The following is a 19,913-nucleotide window of genomic DNA, read 5'->3' as shown; positions in this document are numbered from 1 at the left end:
TTCCCCAGCCTTACCTTTCGGCTGTTCGCAATAACAACAGATGTTCTCAATATCGAACATCTCTCTCAGGACACCCCCCTCCGAGAGGCAGTCCGTATGAGCCGCGCCCCCGACGTCCCCCACCGACGACTGCTGCTGCAAGGTGCCCTGGCCGCGGGCGCCCTGGCCGCGACCCCCGCAGTCGCCGAAGCCGCCCCGCGCCCGAAGAAGGCCGCCCCCTTCGTGAACCCGCTCGTCCGCAACCGCGCGGACCCGTACATCCACCGTCACTCCGACGGCTTCTACTACTTCACGGCCACCGCCCCCGAGTACGACCGCATCATCCTGCGCCGCTCCCGCACCCTGAACGGCCTCGCGACCGCCGACGAGTCCGTCATCTGGACCAAGCACCCGACCGGTGTCATGGGCGCCCACATCTGGGCGCCGGAGCTCCACCGCGTCGGCGGCAAGTGGTACATCTACTTCGCCTCCGCGCCCGCCGAGAGCGTGTGGGACATCCGTATCTGGGTCCTGGAGAACGCCAACCCCAACCCCTTCAAGGGGACTTGGGTGGAGCGGGGCCAGATCAGGACCGCCTGGGAGACCTTCTCCCTGGACGCCACCACCTTCACCCACCGCGGCAGCCGCTACCTCGCCTGGGCCCAGCACGAGCCCGGCCTGGACAACAACACGGGCATCTTCCTGTCGAAGATGGCGAACCCCTGGACCCTGACGGGTCCTCAGATCAGGCTCTCCACCCCGGAGTACGACTGGGAGTGCATCGGCTACAAGGTCAACGAGGGCCCCTCGGTCATCGCCCGCAACGGCCGGCTCTTCATGTCGTACTCGGCGAGCGCCACCGACTGGCACTACTGCATGGGACTGCTCACGGTCGACGCGGACGCCGACCTCATGAACCCGGCGAGCTGGTCCAAGTCACCGACCCCCGTCTTCACCAGCAGCGACACCACCAGGCAGTACGGCCCCGGCCACAACTGCTTCACCGTCGCCGAGGACGGTCGCAGTGACGTCCTCGTCTATCACGCCCGCCAGTACAAGGAGATCGTCGGCGACCCGCTGAACGACCCCAACCGCCACACCCGTGTCCAGAAGCTCGGCTGGAACGCGGACGGCACCCCGAACTTCGGCATACCGGTGGCGGACACCGCCACGGACACGGAGGTCGCGTCATGAGACGTGCTTACGCGGTACTGCTCGCCCTGTGTCTGGCCCTGGCCGGCGCCCTGGTGACCGCCGGACCGGCCCAGGCCGCCCCGCTGACGATCCCCAACGGCGTCCAGTTCACGGACACGTCGGGCAACGCCCTGCACGCCCACGGCGGCGGGGTCATCAAGGTCGGCTCCTACTACTACTGGTTCGGCGAGGACCGCAACTCCGACAACACCTTCCGGTACGTGGACGCCTATCGCTCCACCGACCTGAAGAACTGGGAGTTCAGGAACCACGTCCTGACCCAGTCCAGCGCCTCGGAGCTCGGCACCGCCTACATCGAGCGGCCCAAGGTCATCTACAACGCGTCCACCGGCAAGTTCGTGATGTGGATGCACAAGGAGAACGGCACCGACTACAGCCAGGCCCGCGCCGCCGTCGCCGTCTCGTCCACCGTCGACGGCACCTACACGTACCAGGGCAGCTTCCAGCCGCTCGGCCAGTACATGTCCCGGGACATCACGACGTTCGTCGACACCGACGGCACCGGGTACATGGTCTCGGCCGCCAACGAGAACTACGACCTGCACATCTACAAGCTCACCGCCGACTACACCGGCATCGCGAGCCTGGTCGCCAACCCGTGGCCGGGCGGCCACCGCGAGGCACCGGCCCTCTTCAAGCGGGGCGGCGTCTACTTCATGCTGACGTCGGGCGCCACCGGCTGGAGCGCCAACCAGCAGCAGTACGCCACCGCCACCTCCCTGGCCGGACCATGGACCTCGATGGCGAACGTCGGTGACTCCACGACCTACAACTCGCAGACCGCCTACGTCCTGCCGGTCCAGGGCACTTCGGGCACCTCGTACCTCTACATGGGGGACCGCTGGGGCAACTCCTTCGGCGGGACCGTCAACGACTCCCGGTACGTGTGGCTGCCGTTGACCTTCCCCAGCTCCACCACGATGTCCATGTCCTGGTACCCCCAGATCACGATCGACGCGGCGGCCGGGACGATCGGCGGCACCAGCGCCACGTACAACACGCTGGTCTCCCGCAACAGCGGCAAGTGCGCGGACGTCGCCAACCAGTCGCTGTGGCAGGGCATCGCGATCAGCCAGTACACCTGCAACGGCGGCGGCAACCAGAAGTGGTGGTTCAAGGACCTCGGCACCGGCTACTACCAGCTGGTCGGCCGCGGCAGCTCCCTGTGCCTCCAGGAGAACGCCACCAACGTCACCCAGGAGAACTGCGGCAGCGCGACCAGCCAGCAGTGGTCGGTGGTCACTTCGGGCTCGTACGTGAACATCAAGGCCCGGGCCTCCGGCGAGTGCCTGGACGTGAACGGCGCGTCCACCGCCAACTCCGCCGCGATCATCACGTACACGTGCAACGGAGCGACCAACCAGCAGTGGACGCGCGGGACCTGACGTCAGGCCAGCAGATCGATCGCGTCGATCGATGTGCCCGCACTGAGGAAGGACGTCGACCCCGAACCGCTCGCCACGTAGATCTTCAGCGTGTTGTAGGCGCTGGTGTCCGTCAGCCAGGCGGACGCCGGCACGCTGTAGGTGAACGTGTTGTTGTTGCCCCGGTACGAGCCCACGGTCAGCGACCGGGTGCTCGGCTGGGTGGGCGGCGAGGGGACGGCGGAGGTCCAGGTGTCGTTGACGACGACCTGCGGGCGGCCGTTGGCGTAGGCCGTCGTCACACCGATGCGCAGGGTGTGCGCGGCGGCGGCCTGGGCGGCCGTCAGCTTGAAGTAGACGATGATGCCGCTGTTGACGTCCTTCCACAGGTAGCAGGGGAAGGCCGAGGTCTCGGTGCCGCTGCCGATGACGACGTTGCCCGTCCAGGAGGCGGCGCGGACGTCGGACGGGTGGGCGTACGTCATCAGGTCGGCGTTCTTGAAGCCGCTGGGCGTGCCGTTCCAGTCGTTGATGCGCCAGATCGCGCCCGCGTTGCTCGGGTCGTTCGAGGACGGGATCGCGATGGAGTTGAGAGTGGTGGTCCCGCCGGCGCTGACGCTCACCGAGCCGGTGTAGACGGCCAGTTCGCCCTTGAAGACGGTCAGGGTGTACGTCCCCGGAAGGACACCCGCGATGGAGAAGTAGCCGTCGGACGACCGCGCCGAACCCCAGTACTGGGCGGCGGAGTTGGCGAGCCCGACCGTGTAGGCGTACGCCGTGTTCCGCCCGGTGATGCCGACGCCCGCGACCTTGCCCCGGCCGCTCGCGGGGACGTAGCCGGAGATGCCCAGCGCATCCGCCCACGAGGTGGTGAGGGTCCCCGGGTACAGCGCGGAGGAGGGGGCGCCGCCGTCGGTGAAGGCGATGACGTAGGGGCCCTGGAGGCCGAAGCGCTGCGCCTCCGTCTGGTTCTCGCCGTAGTACAGGATCTCGTACAGGCCGCCGCCGTCCGCACTCTGGTGGCGCAGGAGGGAGCGGTAGAACGGGCCGCCGGAGGCCTTCTCGTGGTTGGAGCGCACGATGTACAGGCCGACGCTGCCGGTGGTCCAGCCGACGTAGTTGTAGTCGATGACCCGGGACTTCGTGTAGTGCTTCGAGCGGGTCTGGCCGTCGGACTTCGCGAAGACGTCCTGGGCCTCGATGGTGGTGGGCGCGTAGGTGTAGGAGTCGGACTCGTCGTTGAGGAACTTGCCCGCGTTGACGCGCAGGATGTAGCGGGTCGCGCTGACCGAGGTGTCGGCCTTGTTGGTCCACAGATAGACGTTGTTCTCGCCGCTGCGGGCCGCGTAGTAGTGCTTCAGCGTGCCGTACGCGACCGAGATCAGGATCGTCGTACCGGACTGCTTGATGCTCACGGTGGACGTGCCGAGCCCGGACTCGATGTGCGAGTTCTTGCCGCCGTAGCCCTGGTACTGCGTGCCCTTGTAGACCAGCGAGGTCAGATCGCCGTTGGTCTTGCTGACCTTGAAGACGAGGCTGGCGCCGGTGTCGACGACGTAGTTGGAGCCGTCGTCGCTCCATCCGAAGGTCGCGGCGGACGCGGTCTCGGCGAGCGGTCCGGCGAGCGCTGCCGTCCCTGCGGCGGCCGCGGTGCCGAGGACGAAGGTACGGCGTCCGACCGGTCTGTTCACGGTGGATTCGGACATGTGGGGGTGCCTCCTCCGAGAGGTGTGGGGGTGGTGCGGGTGCTTTGGAGAGTGACAGTTGAATCGATTTCGCGAAAGGGCTTTCGCTCGCTGGAAGTTGGCAATCTTGTGAAAACCGTCCAAGGTCTAGAAAGCGCTTGCAGATGGCGGTACGGTCCGGCGCCAGGTGTTGTCCCTCTGACGGAGGAACCACGAATGAGACGTTTCAACCTCGCCGTGCCGGCAGCGGTGGCGCTGGCCCTGGGCCTGACGGCCGTACCCGCGCAGGCGCACACCGGACGTCCGCCGGGCCTCGAGAACTGCACTGCGGCGGGCTGCCACTTCGACGTCCCGCCGGGCACGTACGACGTGAAGGTGCTGCTCGGCGGTGACGCGGAGTCGCACACCGCGATCAGCGGCGAGACCCGGCGTTCACTGCTGCCGGAGACGGCGGTAGCGGCCGGTGAACGGGCCTCCCGCAGCTTCACCGTGAACGTCCGCACCCCGGAGGGCGAGCCCACCGGCCCCGACGGCACGCCCGGCCTGGACCTCGCGCTGGGCGGTTCGGCCCCCGCGCTCGCCGGTATCAGGGTCACCCCCGCCCGGCACGCGCGCCAGATCCTCCTGGTCGGCGACTCCACGGTCTGCGACCAGCCCGGCGACCCGTACTCCGGCTGGGGACAGCAACTGCCCCAGTACCTGCGCAAGGGCGTGTCCGTGGCCAACTACGCCGACTCCGGCGAGAGCACGGTGACGTATCTGTCCGAGCCGCGCCTGTGGGCCACGGTCCAGCCGCTGATCCGTCCCGGCGACCTCGTCCTCGTCCAGCTCGCCCACAACGACAAGACGACCGACGAGGCGACGTACCGGGCGAACTTGGAGAGACTGGTCGCGGGTGTGAGGGAGAAAGGCGGGAACCCTGTCCTCGTGACGCCCATCGTGCGACGCTGGTTCAACTCGGACGGCACGCTGAACAACGGGACGGCCCTGCTGGTCAACGGCCTCGGGGTGGACCATCCCGCGGTGATCCGCTCGGTGGCCGCAGCAGAGGACGTCCCGCTGATCGACCTGACGGCGAAGACGAAGACGCTGGTGGAGTCCTTGGGAGTGGAGGGCTCGAAGGCGATCTACCTCTACAACGAGAAAAGGGACAACACCCACACCTCCGTACACGGCGCCACCGTGTACGCGGGCCTGGTCCGCGACGAACTGGTCGCACAGGGGCTGGTGCCCGCAGGGCTGGTGCGGGTGGGATAGACGCCTGGGGCGTCCCGACCGGAACCGGGGCGCCCCAGGTCTGTGATGCGAGCCTGCGAGTCGAAGAAAGAGAACCGATGCAGTTGCCCCCCGAGGACCGCACCCTCAGTCCGTACACCGGCTACACGCGCGCCCACTGGGAGGCGGCGGCCGGTGCCCTGCTCGCCGCGGTGGAGCCGTACGCCACCGAGGACCGCGCCCTCTACCACCTCCCCGGCGACCGGCAGAGCTGGTCCGGCCGGCTCTCCGACGGGCTGGAGGGCTACGCCCGTACCCTCCTGCTGGCGGCCCTCCGTCAGGACGGGACCGCACTGGAGCGGTACGCGGACGGGCTCGCCGCCGGAGTCTCGGGAGTCTGGCCCCGTATCGAGGACCGCAGCCAGCCGTTGGTGGAGGCGGCGTCGATCGCGTTCGCCCTGCGGATCACGAAGCCGCTGCTCTGGGACCGGCTGGACGACGCCGTACGGCAACGCGCCGCGGCCTGGCTCGGCGACGCGCTGACCGCGGAGGCCTGGCCCTGCAACTGGGAGCTCTTCCCGGTCACGGTCGCCGGCTTCCTGGCGTCGGCCGGGTATGAGCCGGACGCCTCCCGCAAGGCGATAGACCGCGGGATGGAGCGCATCGAGCAGTGGTACGTCGGCGAGGGCTGGTACACCGACGGCGACGGCCGCAAGTTCGACTACTACAACGGCTGGGCCATGCACCTCTACCCGGTGCTGCACGCCTGGCTGGCCCAGGACGACGCTTTGATGGACCTGTACGCCGGCCGGCTCTCCCGCCATCTCGAGGACTACGCCCGCCTGTTCGGCGCCGACGGTGCGCCGATGCACCAGGGCCGCTCCCTGACGTACCGCTTCGCGACGACGGCCCCGCTGTGGCTGGGCGCGCTGACGGGTCACACCCCGCTGGCCCCGGGTGAGACCCGGCGGCTGGCCTCCGGAGCCCTCAAGTACTTCCTGGACCGCGGCGCGGTGGACTCCCACGGCCTCCTCACCCTCGGCTGGCACGGCCCCGACCACGCCGTCCTGCAGGGCTATTCGGGCCCGGCGTCCCCGTACTGGGCGAGCAAGGGCTTCCTCGGCCTGCTCCTCCCGCCCGACCACGAGGTGTGGACGGCGGTGGAGGAGCCGGGCCCCGCCGAACGCTCCGACGCGGTCACCTCGATCACCGCCCCCAACTGGCTCCTCCAGTCCACGAGTTCCGACGGCCTCGTCCGCCTCCACAACCACGGCAGCGAGGACGTCCGCTACGACCCGTACTACACCCGCCTCGCCTACTCCACGGTGACGGAGCCCTCGACGTCGTACGACAACAGCGTGATCGTGGACGGCGATCCGAGCCGTACGGAGATCGTGCCGTTGGGGGTGGGGGAGGGGTGGGCGGCCTCAAGGCACACGGCGGCCGGGGGTGCGCGCGTTTCCAGCGTCGTGCTCGCGCAGGGAGCCGTGGAGGTGCGCGCCTTCCTCGTGGCCGGGGCCGAGCCCGGGACGCCGGTGCGGGTGACCGGGTGGGCCCCGCGGGAGGGTGTGCGTGCCGAAATGCTCCCCGCCGTGGGCCTCGACGACGAGCTGAGCGGGGTGACGGGGGAGGGGGACACGTTGTTCGTCGCACTGGCCCGGCTCACCGGTGACGCGGATGCCGTGCCGTTGGGGGAGACGGTGACCGTACGGGCCGCAGGGGATGGGGAGTTGACGGTGGTGTGGAGGGAGGGCCCCGAGGCGCGGGTTCGGCTGAACGGCTCCGGAGTGGAAATCACCGCCGGGTACTGAGCCGCCTCGGGCAGTATGAGGATCATGGGTGGCGGAGACGAACTGGTCGAACTGCCGGGCCGGGCTGGAGGCCGTGGGGGAGCAGCGGGTCGAGGAGGTGCCGCCGCCCGCGGTCATGAGGCGGCATGTCATCGGGTGGCAGACCGAGCCGACCGTGGCGGTCGCGGACGACCGGCCGGATCCGATCGCCGAACTCAACGCTGGGTGGCACCGGTTGGCGTCCGACGCCGGAATGCTCGGAGGCGACGGGGCGTTCCTCATCGACTTCTCCGGTAGCCAGGACCGGAGTTGGGTGCGGGTCCGGCTCACCGAAGGCTGGGATCTCGCCGGAGTCGTGGAGTCCCGACCCGGGCAGCCGGAGTTCCTCACGCTGTCCCTGGACGGGGACAGTCGGCCTTGTCGCGTTCGGTCCGGGTCCCTGAGAATCGCCCCATGACCTCCGCCATCCGCCACGTGACGATCGACTGTGCCGACGCCTACGCGCTCGCCGACTTCTGGTCCCAGGTCCTCGACCAACCGCTGCACGAGGAGGACCGACCGGGCGACGAGGAGGCACAGATCGAGGGCGCGGGCCTGCTCTTCGTCACCGTCCCGGAGGGCAAGAGCGGCAAGAACCGTCTGCACTTCGACCTCCAGCCCCAGGACCGCACCCGCGACGAGGAGGTCACCCGCCTGCTGACCCTGGGCGCCACCCTCCTCGACGACCAGCGCACGGGCGACGGCATGGGCTGGGTGGTCCTGGCCGACCCGGAGGGCAACGAGTTCTGCGTGGAGCGGAGTGCGGCGGAACGCGAGAACTGAGGTTGGCCCGCCCGGCCCCTCGGGGCCACCGCGCTTCGGCAGCCACACTTCGGTCACCACACTTCGGCCGCCACCGAAACGACACCCACCTAGCGTGCCCGCATGACTGAACACCCGCAGCAGACGCCGGCCCACGCCGTGACCGGCATGGTCCACCACGTGCTGGTCCTGGCCGAGACCTGGACCGCCTGGGACGGCGAGCCCGTCCATGTCGACGATCGTGTCCACACGCCGCACAAGGCGGTCCGCCGGGTCGCCGACCATCTGATCGACCACCTCGCCGAGTTGGAGGCGCGGCTCGCGGGCGAGACCCCGCAGCCCGACCACTGGCACGCGTCCACGACGACCACCGCGGCCGACCTCGCGCCCTTCACCCAGGAGGACCTGGACGAGGCCCGCAGCCGTCTCACCCGGCTCGCGCGCATCTGGGCCAACCGCCTCGACGCCCTCACCGAGCACCAGCTCGACCACTCGCCCGGCGAGGGCTGGACCTTTCGCGAACTCGCCCTGCACCTCAGGGGATCCACGTACTACGCCGACGCCCTCGGCGACCTGTCATGACCGCACGCCGGCCCCGAGCAGCGTCCGCGTGAGCCGGTCGGCGAACTCCACCGGGTGCTGGAGGATCCCGAGATGACCACCGGGAAACTCGACGAAGTCGGCCTGTTGCGCCTTCGCGAGGAACTCGGCGGTCCGGTGGAGGAGTTGACCGCGGGAGTCGCTCCCCGCGGCGACGGTGAGGCGGGCCTGCGCGGGGCCCGCTTCGGGGACGTACGCCGTGAAGGGCCGAATGACATGCCGGAGGGAGAGGGCCATCGGAGTCCCCAACTCCTCCTCACGACTCAGGGGTTGGCCCTCCGGAAGCTCCCCCGCCGCCCGCTCCTCCAGTACGGCGGTCATCAGGGCGCCCGCCGCCGCGAGTCCCTTGGCCCGGTAGACCTCGGAGACCTCCCGGAACGCGGCCTGCTGCCGCGCCCCGTCCGGCAGCACGCCCACACACGGCGGCTCGTGCGCGACGACGTGCCGCACCCGCACCGCGTGCCGGGCGAGCAGATCGAGCGCGGCGATGGCCCCGGCGCTGGTGCCGAGGACGTACGCCGACTCACCCTCCGGGAGCGTCGCGTCGAGCACCCGCCGCGCACCGTCACTCCAGTCCTGGACCCGCTGGTCCTCGACGGGTTCGCCGAGGCGGCCGTGGGCGAGGCCGAGGGGGTCGTAGGTGACGACGGTGAAGTGCCCGGCGAGCGACTCCGTCATCGGGCCGAGGCCCATCGGGTGTCCGGCGCCGCCGGGGAGCAGCAGCAGTAAGGGGCCGTGGCCGGTGATGTCGTAGTGCAGGTCAGTCATCGGTGTTCTCCTCTTGGGGCCAGTTCTCGAGTGCCACGTGCAGGGCGTCGACCGCCCTGTCCCAGGACTTCTGTACGTCGCGGGGGGCGCCGAAGCCGCCCGCCGACTCCAGGGCGCAGTAACCGTGGAAGGTGGCGCGCAACAGGCGTACCGCGTCGGTGAGATCGGGTTCGGCGAGGCCGTAGGCCCGGAGCATGCCGTAGGTGATCCCGACGGTGCGGTGGAGCGCGGGCGTGCCGGCGATCAGCGACTGGTCGATCCGGATCTGCGTGGCCGCGTACCGCCCCGGCCGCTCCAGGGCGTACGCCCGGTAGGCGCCGGCGAAGGCGGCCAGCGCGTCCTTCCCGGCCCGCCCCGCCACCGCGACGGCGATCCGGTCGATCATCTCGCCGCCTGCGAGCAGGGCGATCCGGGTGCGCAGGTCCTGGAGGTTCCTGACATGCGAGTAGAGGCTCGCGTCCTTCACGCCGAAGCGCTTGGCGAGGGCGGCCAGGGTGATGTTCTCGAAGCCGATCTCGTCGGCGAGGTCGGCGGCGGCCTCGGTGAGGCGGTCGGCGGTGAGACCTGCGCGGGGGACCATGCGTGCTCCGTGAAACTGTGCGTGCTCCGTAAACCTAGGGCTCCTAGGCAAGATACTGGACATCATAGGAAAAGGCCCCGGACTTTTGGAGTCCGGGGCCTGGGCATGCGGCGGTCGGGCGATCAGGAAGCCGTGAAAGCCGCGCGGAGCGTGCTGACCGCCTGGGCGATGGCGGCCTCGGCGGCGTGGGTCTCGCGCAGCTTGTTCGCGTACGCCTCACCTTCGTCGCGCAGGGGCTCGCGGTGAACTCGGCGCGCTGCTTCTCGTCGGTCGTGTCCTGGTCCCAGAACCACTGCACGGCAGCGGCGCATTGATCACGAGCGGTGTGACGGCCGGGTTGAGGGATCCGTGACCGCCCGACGGCACGGCCCGGTGACGCCGCGGGCCGCGCTCGTCATCCCTCGCGATGTGAGCCGCCGTGCCCGGGTCGGGCTCTGATCACCTTCAGGTCGTTCCGAGTTCATGTTTCGCCTCGATCCTCCACAGGCGGCGCAGAGGTGCCGCAGCAGGCAGTGGCATCCAGGAGGCGTTCATGGGGCACGGGCATCACCACCACAGACACGACCACGAGCACGGCCACGACCACGGGCACGCGCCCACCGCACCCCTGCCCGCCGCCTTCGACCCCTCCGTTCCCGACGAGGCCCTCAACCCGGAACAGCAGTCGCGCCGCTCGCTGTTGCGCCGCGCCGGACTCCTCGGTGCGGGGCTGACCGCCGGGAGCGTCCTCGGCGCGACCGCGGCCATGCCCGCCTACGCAGCCACGCCCGCCTACGCGGCCACCAACGGCCGTCGCACGGGCGGCTTCCTCTGGCTGGCCGGTGACCATCACATCCACACGCAGTACAGCAGCGACGGAAAGTACCGCGTCGTCGACCAGGTCCGCCAGGGCGCCCGGCACGGCATGGACTGGCTGGTCATCACCGACCACGGGAGCGCGACGCACGCCAAGATCGGTGTGGACAAGGTGAACCCGGACATCAGGGCGGCCCGGGACGCGTACGAGGACACCCTCGTCTTCCAGGGCCTGGAGTGGAACATCCCGGGTGCCGAGCACGGCACCGTCTTCGTGCACCCCGGCAGGAACGAGGTGTCCGTCCTCAAGCAGTTCGAGACCGACTACGACGGCAGCGTGAAGGGCGCCTCCGACTCGACGCCCGCCAACGAGGCCCTCGCCGTCGCCGGGCTCGCCTTCCTCGGCGAGCAGGTCCGCCGACGCAAGGTCAGGGACGCGCTGATGCTCGCCAACCACCCGGCGCGGCGCGGTGTCGACTCCCCGCACGAGATCCGTGCCTGGCGCGACGCCACTGTCCCCGGGCCCCAGATCGCCGTCGGCTTCGAGGGTGCTCCCGGCCACCAGGCCGCCGGCCTGCCCGCCCCGCTCGGCATGGCCCGCGCCCGCGGCATCTACGACAACAACCCCGGCGCCAACTCCTTCGCGGGCTACCCACTGGAGAGCTACCGCACCTGGGGCGGTTTCGACTGGATGACCGCGACCGTCGGCGGCCTGTGGGACAGCCTCCTCGCCGAGGGCAAGCCCTGGTGGATCACCGCCAACTCCGACTCCCACCAGGTGTACGCGGACACCGCGGTGCGCGGCCCCGGCGGCGACTTCAACACCGACGGCCGTTACCAGGACCCGGTCTACGGCGGGCGGATCGACATCACCCAGGGCGACTACTGGCCCGGCCAGTACAGCCGCACACACGTCGGCGCGGACGGCTTCTCGTACGCCGCCGTCATGGACGGCATTCGCGCCGGCCGCGTCTGGGTCGACCACGGTCAGCTGATCAGCGGCCTCGACGTACGCGTCTCGGGTGGCAGCCGCTGGGCCACGCTCGGCGGCGCGCTGCACGTCAGGAAGGGAGCGGCCGTCACGCTCAGTGTCGACGTGGCCCTCGCAGGGGGCCCCAACTGGGCGGGGTTCACACCCAGGTTGGCCCGCGTGGATGTCATCCGGGGCGATGTGACCGGCCCGGTCTCCGACCAGGACACGTTCACCGCTCCGACGGCGAAGGTCGTGAAGTCGTACGAGATCGACAAGACGAGCGGCACGGTCCGCCTGACGTATGAACTCGGCCGTGTGGACCGCCCGTTGTACCTCCGCCTGCGCGGCACCGACGGGAACCGGTCCGGCGTCGGTCCGATGGGCGCGGCGGTCGACCCGGCGGGCCCGGCCATCGACGTCGTCGGCGATGCCGACCCGTGGCGCGACCTGTGGTTCTACTCCAACCCGGTGTGGGTCCTGCCCTCGTGACCCCGTACGTCCTCACCGTGGACGCGGGTATCCGCGACCTGCGCGCGGCCGATCACCTGCTCCACGCGCTGGCTGCCGAACTCGCCCTTCCCGAGGGCGCGTTCGGCTGCACGCACCTCGTGCGCGGGGACCGTCCGCGGGTGGCTGTCTCCCTCGCCCTGCCGTCGTCGCCTCTCCTGCGCACCGCCCTGGAGGGGCTGACGGCACGAGGGCACGAGGTGTCCGACGGCGCCCCGGACGCGATCGGCCGTGCGGTGATCTACCCCGGTGTCGAGTCCCTCACCGGCACACTGACGATCGAGGAACTGCTCGGCCGCTCGGCGATCGACCGTGTGACGGTCCTCGGTGGAGCCGCCCAACCCGGTCCCGGCACACCGATCGTGACGAGAAGTCATGTACGGCCCCAATGGCAGGACGGCGCCCTCGTACTGACCGCGATGCCCGCCGCGCACGGCTCCCTCGTCCCCTTCGAGGTACCGGACCCGACGCCGTGCTGCGCCGATCACTGATCCCGACGCCCCGGCAGGACGTGGGCCCCCCGGAGGAGAAAGTGTTCGCTCTGTCCGCGAGGGTGCTCACGCGGCGCCGGTCCGGAGGCCCCAGAGGTGCAGCGCGCCCTTGTGGCCAGCACTGAGAGCGCGCGGCGCGCCGTCGACGCCGATGCCGGACACCGCCCGGATCGACCCCCTTCGAGGGACGGCCACCAAGGCTCCAGCGACTCCGTCTCGAGGTCCTCGTCGACGTCGTACTCGTCCCACGGCGGCGCGTCCGCCGAGCGCGCGCCCTCCTTGAAGAACACGTCGCCGTAGAACGCGCACGCCACGTCGGGACCCGGCACGCGCCGAGATTGCGTCAGCTCCGCGAGGCGAAGGCCACGAACTCCGACCAGGTGGTGGGGGAGAGGGTGAGTTGGGGACCGGTGGTGTTCTTGGAGTCGCGGACGTGGACGGTGGTGGGGGCGGTGGCCACTTCGACGCAGTCGCCGGAGCTGTCGCCGCTGTAGCTGCTCTTGAACCAGGCCAGTTCAGTCGTGCTCATCATGCTCCTCGCATCCGCTCCAACAGGCTCCGGGAGTCCTCAGGAGTCAGAGCCTGTGAGCGAAGTTTCGCATAGCGCATGTGGAGCATGCTGATCGTTTGCGGCTTGACGATGAACTGGCTGCTCTCCTGGCCTTCGAGGTAGGCGAACCACTCGTTCTCCGGAGTCTCCAGCAGCTGCATGGGCCCGTTCAGGCCAGGGTGGTAGCCACGTGACAGCGGCATCACCTGAAACTCGACGTTGCGTGGTTCCGTGGCCTCCAGCAGGTGCTCGATCTGCTCGCGCATGGCCTCTTCCCCACCCGTCGGCCGCCGTAGGACATGCTCCTCGACGATGAAACTGAACGACGTGTTGGGCCGCTCCCCGAGCAGCGACTGGCGCGCCAGCCGAGCCGTGACCTGGGCCTCGATCTCCGAGTCGGTGAGCACCGGCACCCGCTCGCGGAACAACGTCCGTGCGTACCCCTCCGTCTGCAACAACCCCGGAACCAACCGGTTCTCGAACGTGTACAGACTGATCGCCACCTCCTCCAGCTCGGCCCACTGGCGGAACCACGAAGCCAGCCCCTTCTCCCGCGTCGCGTGCTTGTACACCCCCTTGAGCACCCCGAACGCGTCCAGGATCTCCTCCGCCCGGTCGACGAACCGGCGTTGGGGGAATCGGCGGCCCTGTTCGATCGACGCGACCGTGGACGGCTGATAGCCGACCAGTGGGGCGTACTCCTCCTGTGTGTGTCCGGCCCTCCTGCGGAAGGCCTTGTGCGCCTCACCGAACGCCTTCAGGCTGTCGGACGGTTCGGGTTCGTTCGCGGTGTTCTGGATGCCGATGGTCTCGATGGTGCTGTCGGTCATACGGGTAACTCCCGGGTGTTCTGGTGCCTACCCCGCCAGACCACCCATGGTCACGGACGGTCACCGTCACTGTCCACTCCGTGACTCGTACAACCCGCAGCGTACGAGTTTCGTGCCTGGCCGACTCCCGTCCCTCCCGGGACGGTTGGGGCATGCACGCAGAGACCGATCTCCAACCTCCCGTCGTCGTCGGCACGTTCACCCAGCTCTTCGCCTGCACCCCGCCCGGTGCCCGGCGGGCCCGGCGGCTCGTCGCCAACCGGATGGACATCTGGGGTTACGCGCACGGCGGCGAACCGAACGAGGACGTCACGCTCGTCGTCGCCGAGTTGGCCGCGAACGCCGTACGGCACGGTCGGGTGAGCGGGCGCGGGTTCCGCGTACGACTGCTGCTGCGCGAGGAGTCGCTGCGGGTGGAGGTGAGTGACGCGAGGGTGGACCGGCTGCCGGTGCCGGGGCGGGAAGCGGACGAGGGAGGGCGGGGGCTGCTGCTGGTCGAGGCGCTGGCGGAGAAGTGGGGCGTCGAACTCCGGCCGGGCGGGGCGTACAAGACCGTCTGGGCGGAGCTCCGAGTGAGGTCGTGCGCCGACTGACTCCTCCTAGGGCGAGGCCCGCCGACAGCCGGTTCCCGCGGACTGGTCGTGCAGGTAGCGGGACCGTTCCGGAGGGGTGAGGTCGGTGTCGACGGCCGCGCAGATGTCGTGGATCGCGCGGTCCGGGTCGGGCAGGTCGACGCTCCACAGGCCGACGGAGCCGTCCGTGCCGATGGCCAGGGTGCGTCCGTCGGGGCTGAACACCACCGCTTCGGGTGAGCGCGTCGGCAGGGTGAGTCTGGTCTGGCCGGTGGCGAGGTCCCACAACTGGACGCCTCTCGCGCCGCTCGCGGCCAGGGTGCGCGCATCCGGGCTGAAGGTCAGCGAGGCCACTGCAGCGCCGACACGGAAGCTGTCCTGGAGCCGGCCGGTGCGCGCGTCCCACATCGTCACCGATCCGCGACTGCCGCTCACGGTGGCCAGGGTGTGCCCGTCCGGGCTGAACGCGATGGACGACAGGATCTGGGGACTCGGCTTGATGGTGCGCCGGGTGCGTCCCGTCGCGGCGTCGAGCAGCCTGATCTGATCACCGCCGGCCTCGATGTCCACGACGGCGAGTGAGCGTCCGTCCGGGGTGAACGCCACCCCCCTGACGGGGCCGCCGTGGCCGGGCTGAGCCGCGGTGTGCAGTGTGCCGGTGGTGAGGTTCCAGAGGTGTACGGCCCCCTGCCAGTCGACGACGGCGAGCCGTGTCCCGTCGGGACTGAAGACCGCCGTGTCGACGGCGCCCAGGACACGGCTCAGGCGAAGTCGGCCCCCGGCGACGTCCCTGACCTCGATCACCCCCCTCTTGACGGACCTGGCAGCCAGGACACGGCCGGTCGGGTCGAACCCCACGGCCGCGAGGTGAAGAACCGGGACGGGCGGCTGCTTGCCTGTGGGAGCCGGGTCCGTGTCGAGCGCCAGGGAGGCTTCGCGATCGCCGGTCCCGGCATCCCAGAGCTGTACCTCCCCCCGGCCGAACGGCCCTTGGCGGACCGTGGCCACCGCCTGTCCGTCCGGGCTGAAGACCAGGTCGTCGATGGAGGTGTCGGCGGAGCCGGGCAGAGTGGTCTGCGGGAGATCGGCGGGCAGGCGGTGGACACGCACGTCAGGGTCCCCGTTGCTGCTGGTGACCAGGGTTCGGCCGTCCGCACCGAGGGCCACCTTCATGGTTCCTCGTCCGTGGTGCCCGGCGGTCACGATGGCCCGCGCCGCGCCGGAGGCGGTGTCCCACAGTCGTACCGTGTCGCCGGGGCTCGGGATGGCGATCGTCCGCCCGTTGGGGGCGAAGGCCAGCCCGTCCATCCCGACGGCAGCGTCCTTGAAGGTGTGGCGGACGATCCCGGTGGCCACCTCCCGCAGTTCCACCGAACCGCCGGTGCGGATCACCGCGTAGGTCCGTCCGTCAGGGCTGAAAGCCACCACCCTGCCGTCGATTCGGCCGCCGCCGACGGTCCGGGTACGGCCGGTGGCCACGTCCCACACCCGCACGAGTCCGCTGAGACCCACCGCGGCGACGGTCCGTCCGTCAGGGCCGAAGGCGACCGCCTCCGGGTCGGGGTGTCCGGTGAAGCCGCGCCGCTTGCGGCCGGTGGTCATGTCCCACACCCGTACGGTCGTCGCGGAGGCGGCGGCCACGGTACGACCGTCAGGGCTGAAGGCGATCCCGCGTACCGAACCGCCGGGGAGGGTGAGGGTCCCGAGTTGCTTGCCAGTGACCGGATCCCACCTGCGGATGATGCCACCGGTGGCTACGGCGAGGGTGCGTCCGTCGGGGCTGAACGCCGCGACATTGCCGGTGTCGTGGCCGGGGAACGTGTGCCGAAGCCGGCCTCCGGGCAGCTCCCAGATCCGCACCTTGCCGTCTCTGCTGACGGTGGCGACGGTGCGTCCGTCCGGGCTGACAGCCGTGGCGTCCACGGGCTCGGTGCCGTCGATCAGGCGCTCGCGCAGCGGTAGCGCCGCGGCGGCATACAGGGCGGCGGTGGCCTCGCGGGTCGGGCTGGTCCGGTAGGCGTGGACGGCGAGCAGTGCCGCGAGGTCGGGGTCGGAGTCCAGCAACGCACCGGACTGGGCGGCCAGTTGCCGGGACTTGGCCAGGTGCTGGGCGGCGACCGCGCTCTGCCACTGCCCCACGGCGAGGCCGGCGGCGACGAGGGCGAGGCACAGGGCGGCGGTGACCGCGGTGAGCACCAGCCGGGACCGGCGACGGCCCTTGTGCTCGAGATCGCGGCCGGCGTCGAGGTAGGCGTGTTCCAGGTGGTTCAGGTCCTCGCGCGGTGCGCCTCCGAAGTGTTCCTGGGCGGCGGCGAGCCGGCTTCCCCGGTACAACGCGCCCTCCTCCCGGCCGAGTTCCTCCCAGGCGTGGGCCGCTTCGGTCAGGTTCCGGTGCACACGCAGGCGTTCGCGGTCCTCCTCGATCCAGCCGCGCAGCCGGGGCCAGGCCGTGAGCAGTGCCTCGTGGGCGATCTCGACCGTGTCGCCGTCCAGGGTGAGCAGCCGTGCCCCGGTGAGCGCCTCCACCACCCGGCCGGTGTCGCCGAGTTCCGCGCGCTCGACGGGACGGCGGGTGTCGGGCGTGCCGTCCCCGGGGGCGACCATGCGCAGCAACACCCGTCGGGCGGCGGCCGCCTGGTCCTCGGTGAACCGGCCGTAGACGTCCTCGGCGGTCTTGGCGATCGCGCCGTCCAGGCATCCCGCCGCTTCGTACCCCGCCATGGTCAGTGTCTTGCCGCGGCGGCGACGCCAGGTCTCCAGCAGCGCGTGAGACAGCAGCGGCAGCCCGCCCGGCGCGTCGGCGACCTCTTCGACCAGCCGGGTGGTGAGGGCGCGTTCCACGGTCAGTCCGGCGGCCGTGGCCGGCTTGACCACGGCGTCGCGCAGTTCCGTCCGGCTCATCGCTCCGGTCAGGAGATTGGCGTCGCGCAGTGCGTCGGCCAGCTCACGGTGCTCGGCGCAGCGGCCGTAGAAGTCGCCGCGCACCGCCAGCAGCACCCGCAGACGGCTTTCGGGCCGGCGGGCCGTGAGCAACAGATCGATGAAGCGAGCACGCTCGGCCGCGTCGTGGCAGAGGGTGAAGACCTCCTCGAACTGGTCGACGATCACGACCGTGTCCGCCTCGGAGTTGCCGTCTCGGGGAATCGCGGGCGTGAGGAGCGGCGCGTGGCTGCGGGCGGGGCGTTCGCCCGGTGTCAGGATCCGGATCGCGGCCGGGCGCGGGCCCGACGCCTGAGCGCGCCGGAGGACGGGTATCAGGCCGGCCCGCAACAGGGAGGACTTGCCGCTGCCGGAGGGGCCGAAGACCGCGGCGAACCGTCGGCGGCCCAGCAGGTCGACCAGGTCCGCGGTGAGCTGTTCCCGGCCGAAGAACAGGTCGCTGTCCCCGGTCTCGAACCGTGCGAGACCTCGATACGGCGCGAGTGCCCCGTCGTCGTCCCGAGAGCCGTCATCGGCGGACTCCTCCACCGCCGCCTTCCAACGGGCCTCCCATTCCGCCAGGTCCGCACCGCACGCTCCCGCATAGGCCAGCACCACCGGGAGCGTCGGCAACTGCTCGCCCGCCGCGGCCTGCGACAGCGTGGTCACCGAATAGCCCGCCCGCTGCGCCAGCGACCGGTAGGTGATCCCGTCCGCCTCCAGCCTCAGCTTGCGTAACTCGAACGCGAACCGCTGCACCGGACCCGCCGCCGGATCCAGCGGCACCTCACGACGCCCCGCCACACCTTCACCCCGTTCAATGTTCGGCCGTCAGAACGGTACTGCCGAACAATGCGCCGACCGGTGAACTCGGTGATCAGCGCACCCCGACCGGGGCCTGCCTGATCGAAGAGGACTCCGCTCACGCATGAAATCCCCACCCCTCGTCCCCCCTCCGGCGAAGCTGGGCTGGCTGGACGCGTTGCGCGGTATCGCCGCACTCGTCGTGGTGTTCGACCACTCCTCGTACACCTTCATGGCGGACTTCCGGCGGGAGTTGATGCCGCAGTTCAACACCAGCCGTTACGGCATCATGGTGTTCTTCCTGGTGAGCGGCTACATCATCCCCGCGTCGCTGGAACGCCGGGGCTGCGTGCGGACGTTCTGGATCGGGCGGATCTTCCGTGTGTACCCGCTGTGGGCGGTGGTCGTCATGCTGCTCCTCGCCGCTCACCTCTTGGGTGTCGCGGAGCTTCACGACTTCGGCGGGCAGAGCGCTGTCACCGTGGTGGTCGCCCACGCCACGATGCTGCAGGAGTTACTGGGAACGCCCAATCTCCTGCTGGTCCTGTGGACGCTCTCCTACGAGATGTCCTTCTACCTGCTGGTCGTGGCCCTGTTCACGGTTCGCCTGCACCGGCGGTCCGCCTCGATCGCCGTCACCTTGGCAGTGCTCTCCGCCGTGAGCGTGGCGGCGGGCGCCGCACTGCCTGCCTCCGCCCTGTCCGGCCTGGTCGGCACCGGCCCGCTGATCGTGTGCGCTTCGATCGCCATGGGGCTCGCCATCTGCTGTGCGAGCGCCGGTTCACCCGGGCTCCGGGGATTCGGGGGTGTGTTGGGCGGCGTGCTGGCGCTCGTCCTGGTCCCCTTGAATGGCACGGTGCCGCTGTGGGAGGGCCTGGTGATCCTCGCCGTGATGTTCCTCGGCACCGCCGTTCACCGTGCCGAGAACGGTCAGAGCACGTGGCAACGTACGGCCGGTGCCGCTGTCCTGGTGGTCGTCTGTGCCGTGGGGAGTGCGTACTGGTCCGCCGCCGACGACCACTTCGCACGGCGCGGCTGGATCGTCGCGTTCCTGCTGGCTGTGCTCACCTTCGCCGTCGGACTGGCGTCGCGCGGTCGCCGCGTACCGCCGATGCTGACCGGACTGGGAACGATCAGCTACTCGGTCTATCTGGTGCACCCGGTCCTGCTGGCGGTGATCGACGGCACGGTCGGCCGGCGCCGGCAGGACAGCCTCGTGCTCGAAGTGGCCTTCTTCGCGGCGCTGTTGCCCGTCTGCCTTCTGACCCACCGTTGCGTCGAAGCGCCGAGCCAGGCCTTGGGCCGCAGGTTGGCGGGCCGTCTGCGGCTGCCGGGCGCCGAACAGCACTGTCTGGCTGAAGAGTTGGCCGCTCCCCGAACTCGCCGAACGCTGGGGTGACTTGGTCACCGCGTAAAACTCGGATGTATGTCCTCGCCTCGGACCGTAGGGTGACCGGCGGACATCCGGGGGAGGG

General features: G+C 70.3%; 17 protein-coding genes and 1 pseudogene. 11 read left to right on the top strand and 7 right to left on the bottom strand.

Features of this window, described 5'->3' with window-relative positions; all coding sequences use genetic code 11:
- The first annotated feature begins 96 nt into the window (after positions 1-96).
- Both M2157_RS11805 and M2157_RS11800 read left to right on the top strand, forming a co-directional pair.
- Positions 97-1,173: a glycoside hydrolase family 43 protein gene (locus M2157_RS11805; RefSeq protein ID WP_280861782.1), complete on the top strand. Its 1,077-nt coding sequence runs from the start codon at positions 97-99 to the stop codon at positions 1,171-1,173.
- Positions 1,170-2,579 (top strand): RICIN domain-containing protein, encoded by a 1,410-nt coding sequence (locus M2157_RS11800; RefSeq protein ID WP_280861781.1) that lies wholly within the window; start codon positions 1,170-1,172, stop codon positions 2,577-2,579. Before M2157_RS11805 ends, M2157_RS11800 begins: the two co-directional genes overlap by 4 nt.
- Before the next feature lie 2 nt (positions 2,580-2,581).
- Here M2157_RS11800 and M2157_RS11795 read toward each other — a convergent pair whose 3' ends face one another.
- On the bottom strand, positions 2,582-4,264 hold the full coding sequence (locus M2157_RS11795) for a rhamnogalacturonan lyase B N-terminal domain-containing protein (RefSeq protein WP_280865222.1): 1,683 nt from the start codon (positions 4,262-4,264) through the stop codon (positions 2,582-2,584).
- 195 nt (positions 4,265-4,459) lie between these two features.
- Here M2157_RS11795 and M2157_RS11790 point away from each other — a divergent pair, with 195 nt between their 5' ends.
- From M2157_RS11790 to M2157_RS11770, 5 genes are all read left to right on the top strand, one after another.
- Positions 4,460-5,500, top strand: coding sequence for a rhamnogalacturonan acetylesterase (locus M2157_RS11790; protein WP_280861779.1), 1,041 nt, complete (start codon positions 4,460-4,462; stop codon positions 5,498-5,500).
- A 77-nt stretch (positions 5,501-5,577) separates the two neighbouring features.
- A complete protein-coding gene (locus tag M2157_RS11785) occupies positions 5,578-7,269 on the top strand; it encodes a DUF2264 domain-containing protein (RefSeq protein WP_280865221.1) in 1,692 nt (563 codons plus the stop codon).
- A 28-nt stretch (positions 7,270-7,297) separates the two neighbouring features.
- Positions 7,298-7,705: a hypothetical protein gene (locus tag M2157_RS11780; RefSeq protein ID WP_280865220.1), complete on the top strand. Its 408-nt coding sequence runs from the start codon at positions 7,298-7,300 to the stop codon at positions 7,703-7,705.
- Complete coding sequence (locus M2157_RS11775) at positions 7,702-8,070, top strand: VOC family protein (RefSeq protein WP_280865219.1); 369 nt, start codon at positions 7,702-7,704, stop codon at positions 8,068-8,070. The genes M2157_RS11780 and M2157_RS11775 overlap by 4 nt, the downstream gene beginning before the upstream one ends.
- 102 nt (positions 8,071-8,172) lie before the next feature.
- The gene (locus M2157_RS11770; RefSeq protein ID WP_280865218.1) at positions 8,173-8,631 is read left to right on the top strand and encodes a hypothetical protein; all 459 of its coding nucleotides are present in this window, start codon (positions 8,173-8,175) and stop codon (positions 8,629-8,631) included.
- Here the strand turns inward: M2157_RS11770 and M2157_RS11765 are convergent.
- From M2157_RS11765 to M2157_RS11755, 3 genes and pseudogenes are all read right to left on the bottom strand, one after another.
- A complete protein-coding gene (locus M2157_RS11765) occupies positions 8,626-9,417 on the bottom strand; it encodes an alpha/beta hydrolase (protein WP_280865217.1) in 792 nt (263 codons plus the stop codon). The genes M2157_RS11770 and M2157_RS11765 overlap by 6 nt on opposite strands.
- Entirely contained in the window at positions 9,410-9,997 is a 588-nt protein-coding gene (locus M2157_RS11760; protein WP_280861775.1) for a TetR/AcrR family transcriptional regulator, read from the bottom strand. Before M2157_RS11760 ends, M2157_RS11765 begins: the two co-directional genes overlap by 8 nt.
- A 122-nt stretch (positions 9,998-10,119) precedes the next feature.
- A pseudogene (locus tag M2157_RS11755) lies at positions 10,120-10,295 on the bottom strand (esterase); the annotation flags it as partial.
- A gap of 234 nt (positions 10,296-10,529) precedes the next feature.
- Between M2157_RS11755 and M2157_RS11750 the strand changes: the two are divergent.
- A complete protein-coding gene (locus M2157_RS11750; protein WP_280865216.1) occupies positions 10,530-12,254 on the top strand; it encodes a PHP domain-containing protein in 1,725 nt (574 codons plus the stop codon).
- Positions 12,251-12,763, top strand: a complete 513-nt coding sequence (locus M2157_RS11745) for a hypothetical protein (protein ID WP_280865215.1) — start codon at positions 12,251-12,253, stop codon at positions 12,761-12,763. Before M2157_RS11750 ends, M2157_RS11745 begins: the two co-directional genes overlap by 4 nt.
- Positions 12,764-13,106: 343 nt before the next feature.
- On the opposite strand, the gene M2157_RS11740 is transcribed toward M2157_RS11745, so the two are convergent.
- On the bottom strand, positions 13,107-13,292 hold the full coding sequence (locus tag M2157_RS11740) for a DUF397 domain-containing protein (RefSeq protein ID WP_280868193.1): 186 nt from the start codon (positions 13,290-13,292) through the stop codon (positions 13,107-13,109).
- Complete coding sequence (locus M2157_RS11735; RefSeq protein ID WP_280861771.1) at positions 13,292-14,143, bottom strand: helix-turn-helix transcriptional regulator; 852 nt, start codon at positions 14,141-14,143, stop codon at positions 13,292-13,294. Before M2157_RS11735 ends, M2157_RS11740 begins: the two co-directional genes overlap by 1 nt.
- 152 nt (positions 14,144-14,295) lie before the next feature.
- Between M2157_RS11735 and M2157_RS11730 the strand changes: the two genes are divergently transcribed.
- Complete coding sequence (locus tag M2157_RS11730; RefSeq protein WP_280861770.1) at positions 14,296-14,736, top strand: ATP-binding protein; 441 nt, start codon at positions 14,296-14,298, stop codon at positions 14,734-14,736.
- 6 nt (positions 14,737-14,742) lie between these two features.
- On the opposite strand, the gene M2157_RS11725 is transcribed toward M2157_RS11730, so the two are convergent.
- Positions 14,743-18,438 carry a helix-turn-helix domain-containing protein gene (locus M2157_RS11725; protein WP_280865214.1) on the bottom strand — a complete coding sequence of 1,232 codons (3,696 nt, stop codon included), beginning with the start codon at positions 18,436-18,438 and terminating at the stop codon, positions 14,743-14,745.
- Between the two features lie 124 nt (positions 18,439-18,562).
- Between M2157_RS11725 and M2157_RS11720 the strand changes: the two genes are divergently transcribed.
- Positions 18,563-19,837 carry an acyltransferase gene (locus M2157_RS11720; protein WP_280861768.1) on the top strand — a complete coding sequence of 425 codons (1,275 nt, stop codon included), beginning with the start codon at positions 18,563-18,565 and terminating at the stop codon, positions 19,835-19,837.
- Positions 19,838-19,913 lie beyond the last annotated feature (76 nt).

The organism is Streptomyces sp. SAI-127 (genome assembly GCF_029894425.1).
Lineage (GTDB): Bacteria > Actinomycetota > Actinomycetes > Streptomycetales > Streptomycetaceae > Streptomyces.
The sequence above is the reverse complement of the archived record's forward strand: the minus strand, read 5'-3'. Positions and strand labels throughout refer to the sequence as shown.

Bases quoted from the DNA above. Each gene is read 5' to 3' on its own strand.
- M2157_RS11770 (WP_280865218.1), top strand. From the start codon at position 8,173: ATGACTGAACACCCGCAGCAGACGCCGGCCCACGCCGTGACCGGCATG.
- M2157_RS11720 (WP_280861768.1), top strand. From the start codon at position 18,563: ATGAAATCCCCACCCCTCGTCCCCCCTCCGGCGAAGCTGGGCTGGCTG.
- M2157_RS11785 (WP_280865221.1), top strand. From the start codon at position 5,578: ATGCAGTTGCCCCCCGAGGACCGCACCCTCAGTCCGTACACCGGCTAC.
- M2157_RS11750 (WP_280865216.1), top strand. From the start codon at position 10,530: ATGGGGCACGGGCATCACCACCACAGACACGACCACGAGCACGGCCAC.
- M2157_RS11730 (WP_280861770.1), top strand. From the start codon at position 14,296: ATGCACGCAGAGACCGATCTCCAACCTCCCGTCGTCGTCGGCACGTTC.
- M2157_RS11740 (WP_280868193.1), bottom strand. From the start codon at position 13,292: ATGAGCACGACTGAACTGGCCTGGTTCAAGAGCAGCTACAGCGGCGAC.
- M2157_RS11735 (WP_280861771.1), bottom strand. From the start codon at position 14,143: ATGACCGACAGCACCATCGAGACCATCGGCATCCAGAACACCGCGAAC.
- M2157_RS11800 (WP_280861781.1), top strand. From the start codon at position 1,170: ATGAGACGTGCTTACGCGGTACTGCTCGCCCTGTGTCTGGCCCTGGCC.
- M2157_RS11760 (WP_280861775.1), bottom strand. From the start codon at position 9,997: ATGGTCCCCCGCGCAGGTCTCACCGCCGACCGCCTCACCGAGGCCGCC.
- M2157_RS11775 (WP_280865219.1), top strand. From the start codon at position 7,702: ATGACCTCCGCCATCCGCCACGTGACGATCGACTGTGCCGACGCCTAC.
- M2157_RS11765 (WP_280865217.1), bottom strand. From the start codon at position 9,417: ATGACTGACCTGCACTACGACATCACCGGCCACGGCCCCTTACTGCTG.
- M2157_RS11790 (WP_280861779.1), top strand. From the start codon at position 4,460: ATGAGACGTTTCAACCTCGCCGTGCCGGCAGCGGTGGCGCTGGCCCTG.
- M2157_RS11795 (WP_280865222.1), bottom strand. From the start codon at position 4,264: ATGTCCGAATCCACCGTGAACAGACCGGTCGGACGCCGTACCTTCGTC.
- M2157_RS11805 (WP_280861782.1), top strand. From the start codon at position 97: ATGAGCCGCGCCCCCGACGTCCCCCACCGACGACTGCTGCTGCAAGGT.